The sequence below is a fragment of the Streptomyces sp. NBC_00009 genome, from assembly GCF_045040855.1.
Lineage (GTDB): Bacteria > Actinomycetota > Actinomycetes > Streptomycetales > Streptomycetaceae > Streptomyces > Streptomyces aureus.
On the sequence record NZ_CP108312.1, the window covers coordinates 3,748,910 to 3,768,062 of the forward strand.

At 68.8% G+C, this 19,153-nt stretch carries 22 protein-coding genes, 1 tRNA gene and 1 pseudogene; 10 read left to right on the plus strand and 14 right to left on the minus strand.

Features of this window, described 5'->3' with window-relative positions:
* Positions 1–263: 263 nt before the first annotated feature.
* Positions 264–337, plus strand: a tRNA-Gly gene (locus OHA58_RS16860).
* A gap of 358 nt (positions 338–695) precedes the next feature.
* On the opposite strand, the gene OHA58_RS16865 is transcribed toward OHA58_RS16860, so the two are convergent.
* Both OHA58_RS16865 and OHA58_RS16870 read right to left on the minus strand, forming a co-directional pair.
* Positions 696–920, minus strand: coding sequence for a hypothetical protein (locus tag OHA58_RS16865; RefSeq protein WP_405485429.1), 225 nt, complete (start codon positions 918–920; stop codon positions 696–698).
* A complete protein-coding gene (locus tag OHA58_RS16870) occupies positions 817–1,095 on the minus strand; it encodes a hypothetical protein (RefSeq protein ID WP_405485008.1) in 279 nt (92 codons plus the stop codon). The genes OHA58_RS16865 and OHA58_RS16870 overlap by 104 nt, the downstream gene beginning before the upstream one ends.
* A gap of 260 nt (positions 1,096–1,355) precedes the next feature.
* Here OHA58_RS16870 and OHA58_RS16875 point away from each other — a divergent pair, with 260 nt between their 5' ends.
* The 3 genes from OHA58_RS16875 (at position 1,356) to OHA58_RS16885 (ending at position 4,169) form a co-directional block, all read left to right on the plus strand.
* Positions 1,356–2,168, plus strand: a complete 813-nt coding sequence (locus OHA58_RS16875) for an oxidoreductase (RefSeq protein ID WP_405479580.1) — start codon at positions 1,356–1,358, stop codon at positions 2,166–2,168.
* A 50-nt stretch (positions 2,169–2,218) separates the two neighbouring features.
* A complete protein-coding gene (locus OHA58_RS16880) occupies positions 2,219–2,737 on the plus strand; it encodes a nuclear transport factor 2 family protein (RefSeq protein WP_405479581.1) in 519 nt (172 codons plus the stop codon).
* A gap of 415 nt (positions 2,738–3,152) precedes the next feature.
* The gene (locus OHA58_RS16885) at positions 3,153–4,169 is read left to right on the plus strand and encodes an L-dopachrome tautomerase-related protein (RefSeq protein WP_405479582.1); all 1,017 of its coding nucleotides are present in this window, start codon (positions 3,153–3,155) and stop codon (positions 4,167–4,169) included.
* Here the strand turns inward: OHA58_RS16885 and OHA58_RS16890 are convergent.
* The 6 genes from OHA58_RS16890 to OHA58_RS16915 form a co-directional block, all read right to left on the minus strand.
* Positions 4,156–4,482, minus strand: a complete 327-nt coding sequence (locus tag OHA58_RS16890; RefSeq protein ID WP_405479584.1) for a hypothetical protein — start codon at positions 4,480–4,482, stop codon at positions 4,156–4,158. The genes OHA58_RS16885 and OHA58_RS16890 overlap by 14 nt on opposite strands.
* Positions 4,479–5,579 carry a PDR/VanB family oxidoreductase gene (locus OHA58_RS16895; protein ID WP_405479586.1) on the minus strand — a complete coding sequence of 367 codons (1,101 nt, stop codon included), beginning with the start codon at positions 5,577–5,579 and terminating at the stop codon, positions 4,479–4,481. The genes OHA58_RS16890 and OHA58_RS16895 overlap by 4 nt, the downstream gene beginning before the upstream one ends.
* A 23-nt stretch (positions 5,580–5,602) precedes the next feature.
* The gene (locus OHA58_RS16900) at positions 5,603–6,514 is read right to left on the minus strand and encodes a metal-dependent hydrolase (RefSeq protein WP_405479587.1); all 912 of its coding nucleotides are present in this window, start codon (positions 6,512–6,514) and stop codon (positions 5,603–5,605) included.
* Positions 6,515–6,590: 76 nt separating this feature from the next.
* Positions 6,591–7,514, minus strand: a complete 924-nt coding sequence (locus OHA58_RS16905) for an alpha/beta fold hydrolase (RefSeq protein ID WP_405479589.1) — start codon at positions 7,512–7,514, stop codon at positions 6,591–6,593.
* Positions 7,511–8,647 (minus strand): hypothetical protein, encoded by a 1,137-nt coding sequence (locus OHA58_RS16910; protein WP_385881877.1) that lies wholly within the window; start codon positions 8,645–8,647, stop codon positions 7,511–7,513. Before OHA58_RS16910 ends, OHA58_RS16905 begins: the two co-directional genes overlap by 4 nt.
* Before the next feature lie 4 nt (positions 8,648–8,651).
* The gene (locus OHA58_RS16915) at positions 8,652–9,563 is read right to left on the minus strand and encodes an SDR family oxidoreductase (protein ID WP_405479590.1); all 912 of its coding nucleotides are present in this window, start codon (positions 9,561–9,563) and stop codon (positions 8,652–8,654) included.
* A 152-nt stretch (positions 9,564–9,715) separates the two neighbouring features.
* On the opposite strand from OHA58_RS16915, the gene OHA58_RS16920 reads away from it, so the two are divergent.
* Positions 9,716–10,357 (plus strand): TetR/AcrR family transcriptional regulator, encoded by a 642-nt coding sequence (locus OHA58_RS16920; RefSeq protein WP_405479592.1) that lies wholly within the window; start codon positions 9,716–9,718, stop codon positions 10,355–10,357.
* Positions 10,358–10,510: 153 nt separating this feature from the next.
* Here the strand turns inward: OHA58_RS16920 and OHA58_RS16925 are convergent.
* The 4 genes and pseudogenes from OHA58_RS16925 to OHA58_RS16940 all read right to left on the minus strand — a co-directional run.
* Positions 10,511–10,882, minus strand: a pseudogene (locus tag OHA58_RS16925) (hypothetical protein); the annotation flags it as partial.
* 152 nt (positions 10,883–11,034) lie between these two features.
* The gene (locus OHA58_RS16930) at positions 11,035–12,195 is read right to left on the minus strand and encodes a hypothetical protein (RefSeq protein WP_405479594.1); all 1,161 of its coding nucleotides are present in this window, start codon (positions 12,193–12,195) and stop codon (positions 11,035–11,037) included.
* The gene (locus OHA58_RS16935) at positions 12,192–12,641 is read right to left on the minus strand and encodes a DUF6114 domain-containing protein (RefSeq protein ID WP_405479596.1); all 450 of its coding nucleotides are present in this window, start codon (positions 12,639–12,641) and stop codon (positions 12,192–12,194) included. Before OHA58_RS16935 ends, OHA58_RS16930 begins: the two co-directional genes overlap by 4 nt.
* A 46-nt stretch (positions 12,642–12,687) precedes the next feature.
* Complete coding sequence (locus tag OHA58_RS16940) at positions 12,688–13,302, minus strand: DUF6230 family protein (RefSeq protein WP_405479597.1); 615 nt, start codon at positions 13,300–13,302, stop codon at positions 12,688–12,690.
* A 178-nt stretch (positions 13,303–13,480) separates the two neighbouring features.
* Here OHA58_RS16940 and OHA58_RS16945 point away from each other — a divergent pair, with 178 nt between their 5' ends.
* Positions 13,481–14,173 carry a MerR family transcriptional regulator gene (locus OHA58_RS16945; RefSeq protein WP_405479599.1) on the plus strand — a complete coding sequence of 231 codons (693 nt, stop codon included), beginning with the start codon at positions 13,481–13,483 and terminating at the stop codon, positions 14,171–14,173.
* A 47-nt stretch (positions 14,174–14,220) separates the two neighbouring features.
* On the opposite strand, the gene OHA58_RS16950 is transcribed toward OHA58_RS16945, so the two are convergent.
* Together OHA58_RS16950 and OHA58_RS16955 are read right to left on the minus strand one after the other, a co-directional pair.
* On the minus strand, positions 14,221–14,454 hold the full coding sequence (locus OHA58_RS16950; protein WP_405479600.1) for a hypothetical protein: 234 nt from the start codon (positions 14,452–14,454) through the stop codon (positions 14,221–14,223).
* Between the two features lie 21 nt (positions 14,455–14,475).
* Positions 14,476–14,682 (minus strand): hypothetical protein, encoded by a 207-nt coding sequence (locus OHA58_RS16955; protein WP_405479602.1) that lies wholly within the window; start codon positions 14,680–14,682, stop codon positions 14,476–14,478.
* Between the two features lie 218 nt (positions 14,683–14,900).
* Here OHA58_RS16955 and OHA58_RS16960 point away from each other — a divergent pair, with 218 nt between their 5' ends.
* The 4 genes from OHA58_RS16960 (at position 14,901) to OHA58_RS16975 (ending at position 19,150) form a co-directional block, all read left to right on the plus strand.
* Positions 14,901–16,400, plus strand: a complete 1,500-nt coding sequence (locus OHA58_RS16960; protein ID WP_405485010.1) for an MFS transporter — start codon at positions 14,901–14,903, stop codon at positions 16,398–16,400.
* A 327-nt stretch (positions 16,401–16,727) separates the two neighbouring features.
* Positions 16,728–17,297, plus strand: coding sequence for a TetR/AcrR family transcriptional regulator (locus tag OHA58_RS16965; RefSeq protein WP_405479604.1), 570 nt, complete (start codon positions 16,728–16,730; stop codon positions 17,295–17,297).
* A gap of 315 nt (positions 17,298–17,612) precedes the next feature.
* Positions 17,613–18,716 (plus strand): 4Fe-4S binding protein, encoded by a 1,104-nt coding sequence (locus OHA58_RS16970; RefSeq protein ID WP_405479605.1) that lies wholly within the window; start codon positions 17,613–17,615, stop codon positions 18,714–18,716.
* 44 nt (positions 18,717–18,760) lie between these two features.
* Positions 18,761–19,150: a winged helix-turn-helix transcriptional regulator gene (locus tag OHA58_RS16975; RefSeq protein ID WP_405479607.1), complete on the plus strand. Its 390-nt coding sequence runs from the start codon at positions 18,761–18,763 to the stop codon at positions 19,148–19,150.
* Positions 19,151–19,153 lie beyond the last annotated feature (3 nt).

The window sequence follows — 19,153 nt, forward strand, 5'->3', positions numbered from 1 at the left end:
CCAGAGTCCCTTCCCCACGAGCCACTCAGCCATTTCTGGCCGACAACGATGGGTCACATTACGGGATGAAAGGGACGCCGCTCCAGGCGGCACTCCGGCTACCGACGGACCCTCGAGGTTCGCCCCACCGTACGCCTCAACTCCCTTCACCCGCAGTCACATCCGGCACGCACAACGCAGCCGGGCCCCACGGCGAAAGCACCGGGGGCCTGGCATGAGGTACAGTGTGCGACGTTACGACTCCGGTTCAACCGGCGTCTTACGCGGGTGTAGTTTAGTGGTAGAACATCAGCTTCCCAAGCTGAGAGTGCGAGTTCGATTCTCGTCACCCGCTCCAGAATTCGCCCCCAGGTCAGCGGCCTGGGGGTTGTTTGTTGTCTAATCCAATTTGAGGGCGGCGCGCCCTCCGTGTGCCCTAAGTCGAAGCGAAGGGTCCAACAGGAGGGTCATCGGGGGCGAATCCGGGTTCCGCAGCGCTGGCGCGGCTCAAATGACGAGATCCATTTTCAGTGACCTGGGTCACATGCTGGGGCAATGGGATCCAAGTCGCGTACGCAAAGGGCTACTTGTTGGGCGGCGGGCAACTGCTCGGCCCGAGGCAGCCGGCTACCCGGCCCGCCCATGGCAACAGCAGCCACTTGCCTGAGTTAATCGCACCGGAACTGGTGCGCCCGCTCCCTGCGGAAGGCATCGGCTCAGTGAATTGATGAGCAGCCGGGCGCGGGGACGGTTGCGGTCTTATCGGCATCGGCGCCCAGCGGCAGGACCTGGCTTTCCAGAGCCTCATCCAGCCGGATCGGACGCTCGCCGATCTGGTCATCGCCCCGTGTGTCGGTGGCTGCCGCGACGGCGTATCCCTGCATCTGCGTCTGGAGCGTTTCGGGGTGCGTCGAGATCGGCCGCGTGTAAGCGCTCGCCATGGGGCTGCCCATCGCGCGGGAGGGCCCGCTCGCGCCCCTTCATCCCTTTGGTCACGCGCTCGCAAGCCTGGCGGGCGTCTTCCGCGCTCCGCGTCAAAGCGGCGACGACGATCGCCTCCTTGCTCGGGAAGAGTCGGAAGAGGTACGGCTGCGTGACACCGACACGCTTGGCCATCGCCTCGGTAGAGATGCCGCGGTAGCCCTTGAGCGCGAACTCGGCGATCGCAGCGCGGGGATGGCGCCCTCGCGTCTCTCCTGCCTGCCCATCCGGCCCTGCCGTCACGCCGGCGGGCACCGGTCAGGTCCACCTGAAGACAGCTGGTGACGCGTGCCCGGGATCAGTTTTGTGCTTGAGCTTGTGCGTGGAAACCGATCGGTTTACAGTGAGGAGAGTTGGAAACCGATCGGTTTCCGACAAGAGTTCGGGAGTGCATGATGACGACAAATCGGCCGGTGGCCCTGGTGACGGGGGCGTCCTCCGGCATCGGCAAGGAGACCGCGCTCGCGCTGGTCACGGCGGGTTTCGAGGTGGCCGGCACAGGCCGGGACACCTCACGCGTCACCCCGCTCCAGGGTGTGACGTTCTTCGACCTCGACGTGGTCAGTGACAAGTCGGTCACCACCGTGGTCCAGCAGGTGATCGACCGGTTCGGGCGGATCGACGTCCTGGTCAACAACGCCGGCATCGGCTCGATAGGTGCGGCGGAGGAAACCTCTGTCGCGCAGGCCGCGGGCGTCTTCGACATCAACGTCTTCGGGGTCATGCGCATGGTGAAGGAGGTCCTGCCGCACATGCGCGCCCGGGGACGCGGGCGCATCATCAACCTCTCGTCAGTGCAGGGGTTCATCCCCGCTCCCTACATGGCCGTCTACGGTGCCTCCAAGCACGCGATCGAGGGCTACTCCCAGTCCCTGGACCACGAGGTGCGGCAGTACGGCGTCCGCGCGCTTCTCGTCGAACCCGCCTACACCAGGACCGGATTCGAGGCCAACAGCGCGAAGCCCGACACCCCCCTGCAGGTCTACGCGGACCAGCGGCACGTCTTCGACCGCCTGATGACGGAGGCGATCAAGGGCGGTGACGACCCCGCTGTGGTCGCCAAGGCGATCGTCGCGGCAGCGACCGACGCGAAGCCGAAACTGCGCTATGCCGCCGGCCCCATGGCCGGACGCGCGCGCCTACTCCGCTTTGTTCCTGCCTGGGTCTTGGACAAGCAGATCCGCACGATGAACAAGCTGGCCGGCTGACCCCCGCCACCCCACGCACTCCATCGCGCCGTTGATACCGGGAGAGACCCATGTCCGAGACCCCGCACTCCGCCGCCGCTACCGTCGCGAGCTGGCGCGCCGCCTCAGAACGCGGTGACGTCGACGCCGCAGTCGCGTGCCTGAGCCGGGACGTCGTGCTCAGCTCGCCGCTCACCGAGCAGTACCGCTTCGAGGGACCTGACCAACTGCGCGACTTCCTGACCTCGGCGTTCACGGCGGTCGAAGACATCCGCTTCCACACTCAGACCGGCGAGGGCGACGCGTACTCGCTGTTCTACCGGGCGCGGGTGGGATCCCAGCCGTTCGAGGAAGCGCAACTGCTGCGGCTCGACGGCGAGGCACGCATCAAGGAGATCACGCTCTTCGGGCGTCCGATGCCGGCCCTCACCGCCCTGATGATCAGCGCGGGGTCGGAGCTCGCCCGCCGGCAGGGCCGCCGGGGCGTCGCGGCGCTCATGCGCGCCAGCGCCGCACCCGTGCACGCGATGGTCACCTTCGGGGACCGCCGCGTGGTCCCGCTGACCCGGCCGGCAGCCCGGCGGACCTGAGAGCACCAGGTCCACCGGCCGTTTGGCCCCGTTCCCCTTCCGGGAGTTGGCGGTAGCCGCAGGCGATGTCCTCGGCGGACAGCTTCGGGTCGCAGGAACGCAGGAGGTACTTGCCGTCCAGGTGGGCTTCGGCTCGCCCTGACCACACGGGCGAAGCCGACTCCCCGAGAGCGGCTGCTGGAGGCGGTGTGCTCCACCGGCCACGGCAGCGTCCGGCCGATCCCCCCACGCGCCGAGGTGATGCGGCAACTCGACGCGTTCTCCAGCGCCTTGACCCAACAGGAGACGCTCGCGTGAAACGACGTACGTTCCTTACAGCGGCCACCGCGTCGCTGGCCGCCACCCAACTCGCCGGGCCTCCGCATCTGGTTCAACAGCCAGAAACTACGAGGTCGTTGCCCGCTTCTGGGGCGCGATGCCGACGGGCGTCACCGTCTCGCGCCGCGGCCGGGTCTTCGTCAATTTTCCCCGCTGGGGCGACGACGTCCCGTTCGCCGTCGCCGAACTGCGGGGCGGGAAGCCGGTGACCTACCCCGACGCCGAGGTGAACCGCCAGGACGCCTCCGACCTGGCCGGACACTTCCAGTCGGTACAGAGCGTCGTCGACCCGGCCGACCGGCTGTGGATCCTCGACACCGGAAGTCCGCTGTTCGCCGGGTCCTCCTACGGCGGTCCGAAGCTCGTGACGGTCGACCTGCGCACCGACCGGATCGTACGGAAGATCCTCTTCCTGCCCGAGGTGGTGCCGGCGAACAGCTACCCCAACGACGTGCGCTTCGACCTGCGGCGCGGCGCCGAGGGCATGGCGTTCATCACCGACTCGGGAGGCTCCAACGGGGTGATCGTGGTCGACCTCGCCACGGGCCGCTCCTGGCGGCGGCTGGCCGGGCATCCCTCGGCGCTCGCGGACGAGCAGTTCCTTCCGGTCATCGAGGGCGAGCCCTTCATGGTCCGCCCCGCGGGCGGCGAGCCCACGTACTACGAGACGGGCTCCGACGGCATCGCTCTCAGCGCCGACGGCACGCGCCTCTACTACTGCCCGCTCTCCAGCCGCCGGCTGCACAGCATGTCCACCGACGCCCTCGCCGACCCGGACGCCACGGACGGCGAGGTGGCGGCGACGGTCGAGGACCTCGGGTTCAAGCCGATGGCCGACGGCCTGGAGAGCGACGACAAGGGGCGGCTCTACGGCGGCGACCTGGAACACAACTCGCTCTGGCGCAGGAGCCCGAACGGCACCTACCGGACCCTCGCCCGGGGGAGCGACCTGCTCTGGGTCGACACCCTGTCCGTCGCCTCGGACCGGCACCTGTACGCCACCGCCAACCAGCTCAACCGGCTATCGCCCTTCCACGAGGGCAAGGACCTGCGCCGCAAGCCCTACCTCCTGGTCCGCCTGCCGATCGACGCCGGGCCTGTCAGGCTCGTGTGACCTCTCCGGCTCGCGTCATCTGGCTGCCTGGTCGCTTCCCGGTGCGCACTCCAACCGTGCAGCGGTCGACCCCGACCCGGGCGCTGCCCTGAACGCGGACCCGGGCGGGCCAGGACTTGCCGGTGCAGTGCGCGGCGATGCGGTCGATCTCGGCCAGGCCCTCGCCCTCGCCCTCGCCCTCGCCCTCGCCCTCGCGAGCGTCGACACTCCGGACGGCCGGCGGACCTGCTTCCAGGCCACGGTGCAGCGAGAGAAGGGGAACAAACCGCTGGTCGCCCGCTTCGGCGGGATCCGGCGCTCGGCCATCGCTCACACGTCCAGCACCAACCGCTCTCCCTCCGGTGCACGCGAGACGCAGGGCAGCATGGCGCCGGCCGCACGTTCGGTGGCCGTGAGCCGACAGTCACGATGATCGACATGGCCATGGGCCACCCGTACCCGGCAGGTACCGCAAAACCCCTGGCGGCAGGAGAACGGCAGGTCCGGCAGGGCCTCGTGGAGGACATCCAGGGCGGAGCGGTCGTGCGGCACTGGCAGAACCCGTCCGGTGTCGCCCAGCTGGAGTTCGAAGGGACGACCGTCCGTGATCGGGGCCGGGGCGAAACGCTCGAAGTGCAGGGCTGACGCGCGGCTGTCACCGAACGCGCGCCGAACACCGTCGATCATGGGCGCGGGCCCACAGCAGTACACCGCACCCGCCGCCGGGCTCAAGCTCAACAGATCGGCTGCTTCGGGCACGCCGGACTCGTCGTCAGGACGGATGGAGACCCGGCCAGGGGCTGCGGCTGCGAGTTCGGCCAGCTCTGCCGCGAAGGGCATCGAGCCGCGGCTGCGGCCGGTGTGCACGAGCCTCCAGTCCAGCCCGCGTCGGGCGGCTTCCCGAGCCATCGGCAGGATCGGGGTGATTCCAATGCCGCCCGCGATGAGCAGGATGGATGCTTCGGCGGCGAAGGGGAAGGCGTTCCGGGGCCCGGTGATGGCGACCCGCATACCGTCTCCGAGCGCGTCGTGTACCTCGGCCGAGCCGCCTGCGCCGTCGGCGATGCGGCGCACCGCGATTCGGTACCGGTACCGGTCGGCAGGGTCGCCGCACAGAGAGTACTGCCGCTTGCGGCCGGAGGGCAGGTGCAGTTCGATGTGGGCGCCGGGCTGCCAGGGCGGGAGTATTGCCCCGTCGGGTGCTGCCAGCCGCAGGGAGACGACATCCTCGGCCTCTTGGTGCTTGGCGGCGACCACCAGTTCTTGGATCACGGGCATCTCGGTGGCCGGCGGGCGCCTGGGAGGAGTGCTGCGCCGCGCGAGGCGTGTGACCGCGTTGTCGCTGAAAGCCGCCAGCTTCTGCATGAACGAGTCGCCGCGCGGCCTGCCGTACAGGTCCGGCGGCCGAGTGACGGGTGTGCCGATGTCCATGGCATGCCTCACTGGTTGCTGGGTCATCGGGCAGCCGCTCGGGCGGCAGGGGACGCCGCCAGGTAGGCGACCGCCAGCTGGGTCGAGCCCTCCTGGGTCGGGTGGTAGCCGGGGCGGAAGTAGCGCAGCACCGAGCGGGCGAACGAGCCTGGCGGGGGCAACAGGTCCTTGCGGGCCGCGGCCAGGTAGTCGCGGAAGCGGACCTTGACCCGATCGTCGAGTTCGGGGTCGGCGCTCATCAGGAAGCGGACTCCGCGGATCCACAGCCGGGTCAGCACCGGAGCGGTGACGAGCATGCCGACCATTCGGCGCCGGTAGCGGGGATCGAGGTGCACCAGCAGGTCGAACGCGACCGAACGGTGTTCGACCTCCTCTGCGCCGTGCCAGCGGAACAGATCGAGCATCGCGGGGTCCGCGCCGGACTGGTCCAGGTGCCCGTTACTGAGAATCCAGTGCCCCATGTACGCGGTGAAGTGCTCGAAGGCCGCTATGAGGGCGAGCCGTTGGAGGAGGTGTGCGTGTGTGGCGGTCGGCGTCAGCTCCGGCCGGTCTCCGAGCACCCTTCGGAAGATCCATTCGGACTGCAGGATGTACGGAGCCGGGTCCAGCCCCTTGGTGAGCAGGTGCTCCAGGACCTCCTGGTGCGCCTCGGCGTGCATCGCTTCCTGGCCGATGAAGCCGCGTACGTCCTCGCGCAGCCGGTCGTCGGTGATCAGTGGCAGTGCCTGCTCGAAGGTGCGCACGAACCAGCGTTCGAGTTCGGGGAGCATGAGGTGGAGCACATCGAAGGTGTGGGTCGCGAAGGGCTCACCCGGCAGCCAATGCAGCGGGGTGGTGCTCCAGTCGAAGGTGACGTCCCGGGGCTGCAGCACCAGGTCGTGGTGGTCGATGGGCTCGGACGGACGCTCCGGGTGGGCATGTGCGGCTCGGAACACGGCAGGTTCCTCCGTCGGCGATCGGTGTGTGCGAAGGGGCGGTCAGGCAGTCGTCCACTGCTGGTCTGTTGGGCTGTCAGATCGGGTGCGCGGTGTGGTCCGGAGTGCGGCGGGAGCCGTCTTCGATGCGGTTGGCGAATTCCGCGATCCGGGACGCGACCTCCTCGGGGTGGCTGAGCTGTACCCAGTGCCCGGCGTCGATCGGGCGCCGTTGTACCTGGCGCGTCCAGTGCTCCACTCCGTACGACAGCACCGGGGTGACGCAGAAGTCGCGGGTGGGGATGATGAGCTGAATCGGGACGGTGGTCGGCCGGTCCCGGGGACGCAGCAGGCGGGGCAGCATGTTGGCGCGGTACAGCGCGATGCCGGACACGGCGTCGCGGGCCAGCGTCGGCGCGGGGTAGGTGGTGTTGCCGGGCACGCCTTGGGAGCCGGTGAGGAAGGCGCGCCAGCGGTGTCCCAGTGCTCGCCAGGTCAGGGCGGGCAGGAGCGGAAGATGGAAGTAGGCGATATACCAGGACCGTGCGGCCTGCCGCAGCAGCTTCGGCAGATCCGGATGCCGCGGCCGAAGACGGGCACGGATCAGGTGGCCGACGTGGTCCAGGCAGGGCCCTGAGATGGAGGTGAACGAAGCGATCCGCCCGGCCAGGCGGGTGCCGGTGACCGACTCCCAGGAGTGGATCGATCCCCAGTCGTGTCCGACCAGGTGCACCGGACGGTCGGGGCTCACGGCGTCGAGAACCGCCTCCAGGTCGGCTTCCAGACGGGACATCCGGTAGGCGCGCAGACCCCTGGGCCGGTGGGAGGCACCGGCTCCCCGCACGTCGAAGGCGGTGACGTGGAAGCGGTCAGCCAGGCGCTCGGCGACGGGGCGCCACACGGCGCTGGTGTCCGGATAGCCGTGGACCAGCACCACCGCAGGAGCCGTGGACGCTCCCCATTGGTAGGCGGCCAACTCCACGCCGTCCGCGGCGATCCGGCGGGCGGCCGGGCCGGTCATCGGCCGCCACCGGCAGGGGTCAGTTCGCCGTAGTTCAGACCGCCGTGGAAGAAACTGGGCAGCACCGGCCAGTGCCGCTTGAAGGGGGCCAGCTCCGAGGAGGGCAGGATCTGCAGCCAGCGCGGATCGCGCCGGCTGGGGTCGGCGAGGGTCTTCTCCTTGACCATGGAGTCGTACTGGTCGAGAGAGTCCTCCAGAGTGTTGGCGTTGGGCACCACCTCATGGCCGTAGAACGCGGCGTGGCGGCGCACCCCGGGGATGCGGGAGAGCTCGGGCTGCCAGTTGTCGGCCGAGATGCCGTTCTCGGAGGAGACCCACACCCCGTCGGGGGTGTTCAGCACCAGGGAGTGGTTGCCGTCCGTATGACCGGGGGTCCACAGCAGGCTGACGCCGACACCGAGTTCGACATCGCCGTCGAAGGCGGTGATGCGCTCGTCCGGTACCCCGTCCATGCCTCCGTCGACGTACCAGGCCCACTGCATCGGATGCACCGATTCGAAGGTGCCCAGCTCCCTGCGGTGCACCAACAGCCTGGCGCGCGGGAACAGCGCATCGCGGGGCGCCCGTTCGCCCGGAATCGTGCTGGTACTTCCCATGATCATGCGCACGTCCTGGACGTGCAGGTGGTCGAAGCTGACGAAGTCCACGTCCTCGGGTCGCAGACCGCAGGAGGGCAGGACGGTGTTCGGGTCCTGGTAGAAGCGGGCGAAGACGTGCTCGGTGAGAAAGTCCCCCGCCAGCCGCTTGAGCTGGGCGTAGAACGGCGCTTGAGCCGTTCCGGCGGCGACGGTCGGCTCCCACACCAGTGTTTTCGGCTCACCGTCGAAGCCGTCGAACTGCACGACGAGCATCCGGTTGACAATGCTCACGAACGGGTTGACGGCGAGCGCGGCGCCGTGGAAGCCGAACCGGGTCGGGTACGGGGCGGCGGCGATGTCGAAACTGCGGACGGCGTGGATGCGGCCCTGCTGGACGAACCGCTCACGGTAGGTGGCCGCGGCGCTGCGCACGGCGCGCAGCCGGTCACCGCGGGGCCATACGTCGTGGACACCTTCGAATTCGGGGATGGGACGCGGAGCGGCGGCGTCCTGGGCCTTCTTCGCGCTGGGCGCCGGCTTGGGCGTGGTGGTCACGGGCTCATCCTTCGGGCAGGCGGGCGGTCCGGGTGCGCTGCTCGTAGGCCGCGCGGACCGACCGGTCGGACAGGGCGGCGAGCTGGTCGGGGACAAGGAGGTGATGCAGGGCGTCGCGGGCACGGCCCGGCAGCAGCGCGGCCAACCGGGTCAGGGCGGCTACCTGGCGTGGAACGAAGACCTCGAACCGCGGGCGCAGCACGACGTCGAGCACCGCGTCGGCCACCTGATCTGTCGTCAGGCGTCGGGTGGGGCCGGTCGCGGTGCCCACGGCCAGCTCGGTGTCCACGACTCCGGGCATCACCAGGGACACGTGCACGCCGGTGCCGCGCAGTTCGGCGCGGACGGCTGTGCTGTAACCGTGGAGGGCGTGCTTCGTCGCCGCGTAGGTCGCCTCGCCGGCCGGGGCGACCTTGCTGGCGGCGGAGGCGATGTTCACCACGTGGCCGCGACCGCGTTTCCGCATCCCCGGGATCACGAGTTTCATCCCACGCACTGCGCCGTGGACGTTGACGTCGAACTGGCGCAGGGCGGCTTCCTCCGGTTCCTCCTCGAAGGGGCCCACCCACATGATTCCGGCGTTGTTGATCAGTACGTCGATCGGCCCCAGCTCGGTCTCGACGGTGCGCAGGAAGTCATCGAAGGAATGTGTGTCGGTGACGTCGAGAGACAGCCCGAGCAGTCGGCCACCGGGATGCGCGCCGATGGCACCGGCCGTCTCCCTGGCAAGCTCCGCGTCGAGATCGCCGATCGCCACGGCGGCTCCGACTGCGGCGAGCCGGGCTGCGACGGCACGCCCGATCCCGCGGCCCGCCCCGGTGACCGCGATCACTCGGCCGGTCAGCGGTTCTGTGCGGGAGAGCCCGTCGCGGTCTCTCCGGCTGAACGTGTACGGGTATTTGGGCGGTGCTGCCACGGTCGAGCCCCTTCCTTGCCCTGAGTACGAGCGGACCGCTGAGCGGCAAGCGGCCCCCACGCATTTCTGACACGATTCCATGTCAGATGAACTGACAAGCTAGAGTGTCAGTTTGGAGCACACCGATGTCAACACCTCTGCGAAGGGGAAAAATGACCGGCACGCAGACCGCCGGGCGGCGCTACGGCGGACGCGATGCGGCGCAACGACAGCAGGAGCGCCGCACCCGCCTCATCCAGGCGGGCCTCGACATGTTCGGCACGGTCGGATACGCCTCGGCCTCCGTCAAGCAGGTGTGTTCGCATGCCGGACTGACCGAGCGCTACTTCTACGAGTCGTTCCGCGACCGCGAAGACCTGCTCGCCGGGGTCTACAACGAGCTGATCGCTACGATCAGCGCCGAAACCGCGCAGGCCGCAGCCGCTGCCGCACCCGATGTCGACGCCCAGCTGCGCGCCGGCCTCGAGGTGTTCATCCGCACACTGGCCGGCGACGCCCGCATGGCCCGTCTGGTGCTCATCGAGGTCGTGGGCGCCAGCCCCCGCCTCGAAGTGCGCCGCCGTGAGGTCCTGCACGAATTCGCCGCAATGGTCGCCGCCGTCGTCGCACCGCTCCCCGGCCCGGAAGCCTCCTCCAGCCGGCTCACCATGACCGCGATGAGCCTGGTCGGCGGAGTCAACGAACTGCTCGTGGACTGGACGCTCGGCCACCAGAACGCCACCGTCGAAGAACTGATCGACCTGTGCTACACCCTGTTCATCGCGGCCTACCGAGCCATCAGCGATCAGCCCTGATCACGCAGGCCCGGATTCCTTCAGGAGCTTTCCGCACCGGACGGCAGCCCACGCCCCTCGTTCAACGGCCCGGCGCACTCGGCGGCCCTGTTTCGATCAGGCAGGCCGGCGAGAACCATTGCACGATGAACGCAGGTGCGGCGCACCTGCCGGCTATCGACTGCCGGACGGGTTCACCGGGATCCGTACGGCCAATGCGTTGTCACGCTTCGTCGGCCGCCGGTGCTCGGCGTCTGACTCCAGCAGTTGCTGACGCACCTCGGCATCGATGCCCTGGGCGAGCCTTCGCTGATGCTTCGACTTCGAGTGCTGATAGATCAGCTGGGCCCGCTCCGAGGACTGACCGGCGCGGACCATGAGGTCCTTCAGCTTGGCGCCGGTGTCGGCGGCGAGGGTGTTGCCGGTGTGGCGGAGGTCGTAGAAGCGGAAGTTGTCCGGCATGCCCACCTTGGTCCTCGCCTTGCGCCACTTGCGGCCGAAGGTCGAGCGACGGAAGGGGGCTCCCTTTTCGCCGACGAAGAGGAGGTGCCTTGCCGATGCCACGGCTGCCGCCGGTGACGAACACGTTGGCGCCCTTCAGAGCGGTCTTGACTGCCTCCACAAAATGAGAAACCGATCGGTTTCCACAACGGTAAACCGATCGGTTTCCAGGCGCAAGCCTGCCAGGGTCCCCGGCTTCAGCGGGGCGTTCCGTACCCGTGGATCCCTGGGATAACGAGCTCTCCACCTGTCTGTCCCGCCTGGTCGATGTCAGCGTCGTCCAGGCCGAGCTGGAGCTTGAGGCCCAGCTTCCCGAGCGTGTCGTAGAGCCACTCCGGGACGGTGTCGGGCGTGAGGTGGAGGCGAAGGGCCGGGGGCAGGGGAATGCCTTCGACGCCGGAGAGGGTGCCCGTCAGGCTCTCGACGTACATGGTGATGTGGTCGCCTCGCAGCGTGGACGTCGAGCCGGGCGCTCCGTCGATGTGCTGGATCTGCGGGCCGACGGGTACGGCCATCTTCAGGTCGCGGATCGTGACGGCCGCCGCGGAGAACTTGAGCACCCGCTTGGGCCCGGCGGCCGTGTCCACGGTCACCACGCCGCCGAAGACGAGGTCGCGCAGTTCGAGGCGGCTTCCCTTCATGTTCCAGGACTCGGCGGCGAATCGACCGGCGCTCTTGTCCTCGGGCGCCTTGAGATCGCTGATGTCACAGGTGCGGGCGGCCCCGGTGGCGGGCCCCGACCGGGATGACGGCTCAGTGGTCCGATGGCCGGGGGTGGGTGACGCGTGAGGTGCGGCCGGTGGCGCGTCGGATGGTTCCGTGGCCGTCGGCGTCGGAGCGGCCAGGCTCGGCGAGGGGCTCGTGTCGGGTGCCGGACTCTGCTGCTCGGTGTCGCCCTGGAAGAGGGAACCGAGGATGTCCGCAAGGCCGGTGGTGGCAGCGGTCGCGCTCGGTGAGGCGGTCGGAGCCGGGGCGAGGCCCGTTTCCTGGTCAGCCACGTGCTCGGACGGTTTGACCGACTCACCGCTCGTGGGGGCACTTGGCGTGCTGGGAGCAGCGGAAGGAGTGGGTGCCGTGGCAGGGGGTGCCGTGTCGTCGGGACGGGCACAGTCGACACCGTCGCCGGGCGCCTCTTCGGGAGCGGAATGAGCCGCGGTGGCACCTGTGTCGACCGCGGGCGGACGCTGACTTCCCAGGACGAGGACGGTCGGCAGCGCGGTCAGTGCGAGAGCCTTCCCGAGCGGCAGGCGCAGGCGGGTCAGCGCGGACGTACGGGGAACGGCGTGGCGGCCTCTCGTCGGCCGGGCGCAGTGGGGTCCTACGGTCTCGCTGCGGAGGTCGGGCGACTGGTCGGTCATTCCCCGGCCCTCCCCGACAGCCCCTCGGTGTCGTCGGACGTGTTCACCGGGCCCCACGCCAGGGCCAGAAGTCCACCCGTGGCCGCGCACAGCGTGCCGACGAAGAATCCGCCGAAGTTGGAGATGGGAAGCGACAGCACACCGAGGAAGACGGCCACGCATCCGGCGAAGAACCTGATGACCGGCTGGAACCACAGAAGTCCGCCAAGGACGATCAGTGTCAGGCCGATGACCAGGGACCCCGCCCCCGCTGTGGTGGACATCGCCACGGACAGGGCGCCCAGGGAGAGGTTGAAGTACGGGAAGTAGATGATCGGCGCGGCGGCCAGGAGTACCAGCAGGCCCGCCCAGAAGGGGCGGGTGCGCCGCCAGGCCCGGAAGTCCCGGCGAACGCGGGCGAAGCCGCTGCCACTGTGGGGGTGCGCGGATGCGCCGGCACTCGTCATGTGGAAGTTCCCAAATCGTCAGCGGGCGGGGGAGGTTGGGGCGTGATCAGAAGCAGTCGTGGCGGCCGGCCGCGATGTTCATGTGCAGGCCCGCCAGTTCGAACGTTCCGGCAGTCGTGGCCCAGACCTTCTGGTGGGCATCAATGATTTCGACCGCGTCCGCCTGCTGGGCGTAGCCGTTGGGATCGACGTGGTCCTTCGGGTTGACCTGGCCCTTGGTCATGGAACCGGTGGCGACGCCGATGTCGACGTTGGTGAAGGTGCCCTTCTTCGCCTGGAGATCGGTCATGTCGATGTACAGGTCCTTGGCCTTGACCGGCGTACCCGACCCTCCGGCCTTGAGCGACATCGTGTAGGTCCCGAGGACGGGAATGTCCACCGGGACGGACTGGCACATGTCGGTGACCGTCGCGTTCTTGATGGACGAGACGGAGACGGGCACGTGCTTGCCGTTCTTGGCGACGTCCACCGTGGCGTAGTTGGCGAATCCGGTGCCGCTCAACTTGCCGGCCGAGACCTGGAAGGCGGAACCGGAGATGCTGAACGAAGCGGCCAGGGCGCCCTGGGCCATGGAAATGGCGACCGCAGCCGTGGCGGCCACGGTCGGCACCGCACCGATGGCGAAACGCTTCCAGTGGGTTCTGCCGATTCGCTGGGACATGCGTGGCCCTCCGTTGTCGAGGTGTACGAGGTGAGTCGAGGCCGGGCGCACAAAGAAGGCACACCGGAGAAGCACTCGATAGCTCCACTACCGAGTGCCTGATAGTGGCACTATCGAGCTCGGTGGGGCAACCCCCGGTAACGCGATACTGGAGGGACAGTTGAGCGTGAGGGAGCGCATGAGGATTTCAGAGCTCAGCCGACGGTCCGGGGTGCCGGTGGCGACCATCAAGTACTACCGCCGGGAGGGGCTGCTCCCCGAGGGCCGCGCGCTGAACCCGACCACAGTCGAGTACGACGAGGAGCACATCCAGCGGCTGCGTCTGATCCGTTCCCTCATCCAGCTCGGTGGGCTGTCCGTCGCCCGCACCCGGGAAGTGCTCGAAGCCGTCGAGCAGCCGCTGGACGCGTTCGAGACCCTGGCGGTTGTCCATCACGCCCTGCCCGTTCCGTCCGCGGAGACGAGCGGGAAGGACGGCGAGGACCATGAGGGTGCCGCCGACGAGGCGGCATCCGGCGGAGCCGCCGCGAGGGTCGAGGCTCTCATCGAGAACATGGGCTGGCAGATCTCCGGGGCGTCACCGCACCGCCCGGCACTCGCCGAGAGTCTCGCGGCGCTGAGCCGCCTCGGTACGGACTACACGGCCGACGAACTCATCCCCTACGCGCGACTCGCCACCTCCACCGCGGACCTGGATTTTGCGCAGCTCGAAGGGATCGAGGACCAGATCGCCCTCGCCGAGCGGGCGGTGGTCCTCAGTGTGCTGTTCGAGCCGGTCGTCAGGCTGCTGCAGCGTCTGGCCCAGGAGGACGCGAACCATCGTCGCCACGATCGCCGTACGTGCGAGCGGGGGGAGCAGCTGGCGGAGTGAGTCCCCGGTGGGGTACCGACGGGTCACCGGCACCCTGCTCGCAGGGCTCAGCCCGCGGCGACGGGTACCGGCTCGCCGGCGGGGTCGTCGGCCGGCATGTCGGATTCCTTGATGCCGAGCCGGTCGTAGCAGCGGGCGTGCGGGCCCGGAGCCCACCAGGCCGCTCTTCCCAGCAGTCTCATGACGGCCGCTCCCAGCAGGATGCGCACCATCAGCACGTCCACCAGGACCGCGAACACCATGCCGACGCCGAAGAGCTTGACGGTCAGCACATCGCTCATCCCGATCGCCGCTAGTGGCACTCACATCAGCAGCGCCGCGCTCACGACCAGGTGGCCGATGACCTGCGGCCCGGCCGCCACGGCTGCCGTGCTGAAGATGGCCTTCAGCGGCAGCAGCACCGAGCCGAGCGCGTCCAGGGTGTCGCCGTAGACCGCCGACCCACCGGCCAAGTACGCCCGGGCGTCCTGCGGTCTTGGCGGTACGGCACAAGTTGTCGGCGCCGACATGGACGCTCCGTCGGCAGAACGTCCGTGCCGCGACGCCGAGCAACCAGTCCCTTGTCGAGGCAGCGTCGTCGGCCTACGCGGACTTCGACCCTGTCGGGGCAGTCCCGGGCCAGAAGCGACCCGTTCACTTGCACCTAGGAAACCGATCTGTTTTCCTGAGTGGAAACAGATCGGTTTCCGACCGATGGTCGGCCCATGACCAGCGACTAAGGGGAAAAGTGAGTACCACCTTCGACCGCGGAGCGCCCGCCTCCGGGAAAACAGACTCGGGCCGCCGCGGCTCACATGCCGTGCGCTGGTGGGTGCTCGTCGTGCTGGGCGTGGCACAGCTCATGGTCACGCTCGATGCGACCGTCGTGAACATCGCGCTACCCGAAGCGCAACATGACCTCGGTTTCAGTGACGGCAGCCGACAGTGGGTCATCACGGGGTACGCCTTGGCGTTCGGCAGCCTGCTGCTGCTCGGGGGCCGACTCGGCGACCTGTTCGGCCGACGTACGACCTTCGTGACCGGCCTGATCGGTTTCGCGGCCGCATCCGTCGTCGGCGGCGCGGCCACCAGCTTCGAAATACTCGTCGCGGCACGCGTGGCCCAGGGCCTCTTCGCCGCGCTGCTCGCGCCCGCGGCGCTCTCACTGCTCAGCGTGACCTTCACCCAGCCGGCCGAAAGGCCGAAAGCCTTCGGCATCTTCAGTGCGTTGTCCGGTGCGGGCGCCGCGGTCGGACTCCTGCTCGGCGGCATGCTCACCGAATGGGCGTCGTGGCGCTGGGTGATGTACGTGAACGTCGTTTTCGCGGGCGTCGCGCTGGCCGGTGCGCTGCTGTTGCTGGCCAAGCCCACGGTCACCGAGCGACCCAAAATCGACATTCCTGGCACCGTCGTGGTGAGCGCCGCGCTGTTCGGCATCGTCTACGGGTTCGCGCACGTCGAATCCACCAGTTGGACCGACCCGGTCGCCCTCGGCTCCATGATCAGCGGCGTGGTGCTGATCGCGGTATTCGCCTGGCTGGAGCTCAGGGTCGCGCATCCGCTGCTGCCGCTGCGAGTCGTGCTGGACCGGACCCGAGGTGGTTCGTTCCTGGCCGTGTTCGTCCTGGGCATGGGGATGTTCTCGATCTTCCTGTTCCTGACCTATTACCTGGAGGCCAGCATCGGCTACTCACCGATCGAGGCCGGTCTGTCCTTCCTGCCGATGGTCGGGGGCATCGTTGCCTCGTCGACCACGGTGCCTTCGCTACTGCTGCCCAGGGTCGGCCCGAAGGTCGTGGTCAGCGCCGGCTTCCTGGTCTCCGCGTCCGGTATGGCCCTGCTGACCCGGCTCACGCTGGACAGCGGCTACGTCGCCAACATCATGCCGGGCATGATCCTGTTGGGTCTCGGTATCGGTGGGGTGATGACCACCGCGTTCCAGGGTGCGACCGCAGGCGTGCGCCATGAGGACGCGGGCGTCGCCTCGGCGCTGATCAACACCAGCCAGCAGGTGGGCGGCTCGATCAGTACGGCACTGCTGACCACCGTTGCCTCATCGGCCGCGACCGACTACCTGTCCTCGCACAAGCCGGGCGCACTGACCATGGCCCAGGCCGGGGTCGAGAGCTACACGGCCACCCTGGCGTGGGGCGCCGGGATCTTCGTGGTCGGTGCGGTGCTCACGGCGCTCCTGATGCCGAATTCAGCTCTGGCGCCGTCGGAGGGCGAGCCTGTGATCGCCCACTGAGTCTGAATCCACCGTGGCGAGAAATGTCCTGCGCTCCGATCATCGCCGGTAGAAGGCACGGAAGATGTGGGCTGAATTTCCGAGGCCGGTGGACACGCCGGCCACCGGGCGAAGTCACAGCAGCTCACAGCAGCGGCAGGCGAGCGATGCCGGGCGCTCGGAGCGCGGCAAGGAGGGTGAGCTCACCGATTCTGGAGACCGCGATGGGGGTGCCGACGTCCGGACGGCACCCCCATCAAGGCGCCGCCCGGCTTCTACCGCTTCCTCGCAGCATTCACCGTAAACCGATCGGTTTCCAATCGGCCGGAATCGAGTTAACCTCGCAATATGACCACCGAAGCAATGCCAAGCTCCCGAGAGCGGCTGCTGGAGGCAGCGGCCACGCTCACCTACCGAGACGGCGTCAACATCGGCATCGACGCGCTGTGCAAGGCGGCGGGGGTGTCCAAGCGCTCCATGTACAAGCTGTTCGAGAGCAAAGGCGAACTGCTGGCGGCGAGCCTGGAGGAACGCGCCTCCGCCTATGTGACGGCACTCCTTCCCGCGGCGGACGACAACCGTCCACCCCGCGAGCGGATCCTGCACGTCTTCGAACAGGCGGAGGCACAGGCGGGTGCACCCGACTTCCAGGGCTGCCGGTACCTCGTCGTGCAGATCGAGCTCAAGGACCCGAGCCACCCCGCGAGCCGGGTGGCCCACCGCGCCAAGGAGAACCTGACAGCCTTCTTCCGCGCCGAGGCCGAACAGGGCGGGGCGAGCGACCCGGACCTGCTGGCCCGGCAGCTGATCCTGGTCTTCGACGGCGCCAGCGCCCGTGCGGGAATCAAAGCTGACACGCAGGCCGGGCTCATCGCCCCCACCGTGGCCGCCCTGCTCGATGCGGCTGACATGCGCTGACGCATCGCGTGACGAGCAGCGGCGGCGAGCGATGCGCTCGGCGAGTCGCAGCCGACCCCCGGCGACCGAGCAACTCCCATGGGGTCCCCCACGCCCGCTGCCAGCCGAGGACCAGCGCCCCGGCCTGACTCGCGGGCCGAGCCCTGATCGCCTGACGATCGATCGCCGACGCCCGCGAGGAACTTGATCGACAGTCCGAAGGAGAGTCTCACCCGCTTGGGCTTGCGCGCGAAAACCGATCGGTTTACGGTGGTGAAACTGATCGGTTTCTCGCCCGTGGTGGCGAGCCTCGTACCCGCATCCCTAGGAGCACGGATGACTGCCGCGCGCGACGCCGAGGGGCAACCCACTCATCCCAGGCTTCCGGCGAAGCTGGCCGCCCACCCGTCGGTACAGGCCGTACTCGCCCGGCGCGGGTCAGCTGACGCGGTCAGCCCGCCGGCGGTGATCGACGCGGCCTGGCTGCGTGAGCTGTGCCTGGCGGCCGGTGCGGACGACGCCGCCGCGGTCGGCCTGGACCACCCCGACCTGGCCGGTGAGCGCGAGCACGCACAGTCCGCGCTGCCCGGTACCCGCACCCTGATCGCGATGGCGGTCCGGATGAACCGCGACAACTGCCGCTCCCCGGCCCGCAGCCTGGCCAACCAGGAGTTCCACCAGACCGACGAACAGGCCAACCACGCCGCCCGCAGCGTCACCCAGGCCCTCCAGGACGCCGGATACCGCGCGCTCAATCCATCCGTCGGCTTCCCGCAGGAGATGGACCGCTTCCCCCGCGAGCGGATCTGGGTGGTGGCGCACAAGACGGTCGCGGTGGCCGCCGGGCTCGGCGTGATGGGCCTGCACCGCAACGTCATCCACCCGAAGTTCGGCAGCTTCATCCTGCTCGTGACCGTCCTGGTGGACGCCGAGGTCAGCGCGTACGGACAGGCGCTGGACTACAACCCCTGCATCGACTGCAAGTTGTGCGTCGCCGCCTGCCCGGTCGGCGCCATCGCCAAGGACGGCGCATTCGACGCGCTGGCCTGCACCACGCACAACTACCGCGAGTTCATGAGCGGGTTCACCGACTGGGCGCAGACCGTCGCCGACAGCGAGGACGCCGCCGACTACCGCTCCCGGGTCACCGATTCCGAGAGCGCCTCCATGTGGCAGAGCCTGACCTCGCCCCCCGGCTACAAGTCCGGCTACTGCGTGGCCGTCTGTCCCGGCGGCGAGGACGTCCTGGGCCCGTACCTGGATGACCGCAAGACGCTCATGGACACCGTGCTGCGACCGCTCCAGGACAAGAAGGAGACCCTGTACGTCCTGCCGGGCTCCCACGCCCAGGAGTACGCCCGGCGCCGCTTCCCCCACAAACCCGTCAAGGAAGTCACCGGCGGCTGGCAGCCCCCGGCGAAACGTGCCGCAGCCTCCTGACCCGGTGTCCTCAACCCGCTTGCCCTGCACAGAGGTTGTCACTCATGCCCGCTGCCGAACGGCCGCACCCGCACGCCATCGAGAACGCCCTCGCCGTCGTCGGCGACTACTGGACCCTCCTCGTGCTGCAGGAGGTGTCCTTCGGCGCTCGACGCTTCCGCCGGATCATGACGAACACCGGCATCAGCTCGAACGTGCTGGCCGTCCGGCTGAGGAAACTCATCGAGCGTGGCGTCCTGTCCAAGGAGCTGTATGAGTCTCGCCCTCCTCGCTACGAGTACACGCTGACGGAAGCCGGGCACGAACTGCAGCCGGTCCTGCTCGCCCTGGCGGAGTGGGGGAACCGCCACGCATCCCAGGGAGAGTCGCCGACGGAGCGCCACCACGACCGCGGGCGAACTGCCGATGGCCTTTATTCACCGAATCCGGAGTAAGTC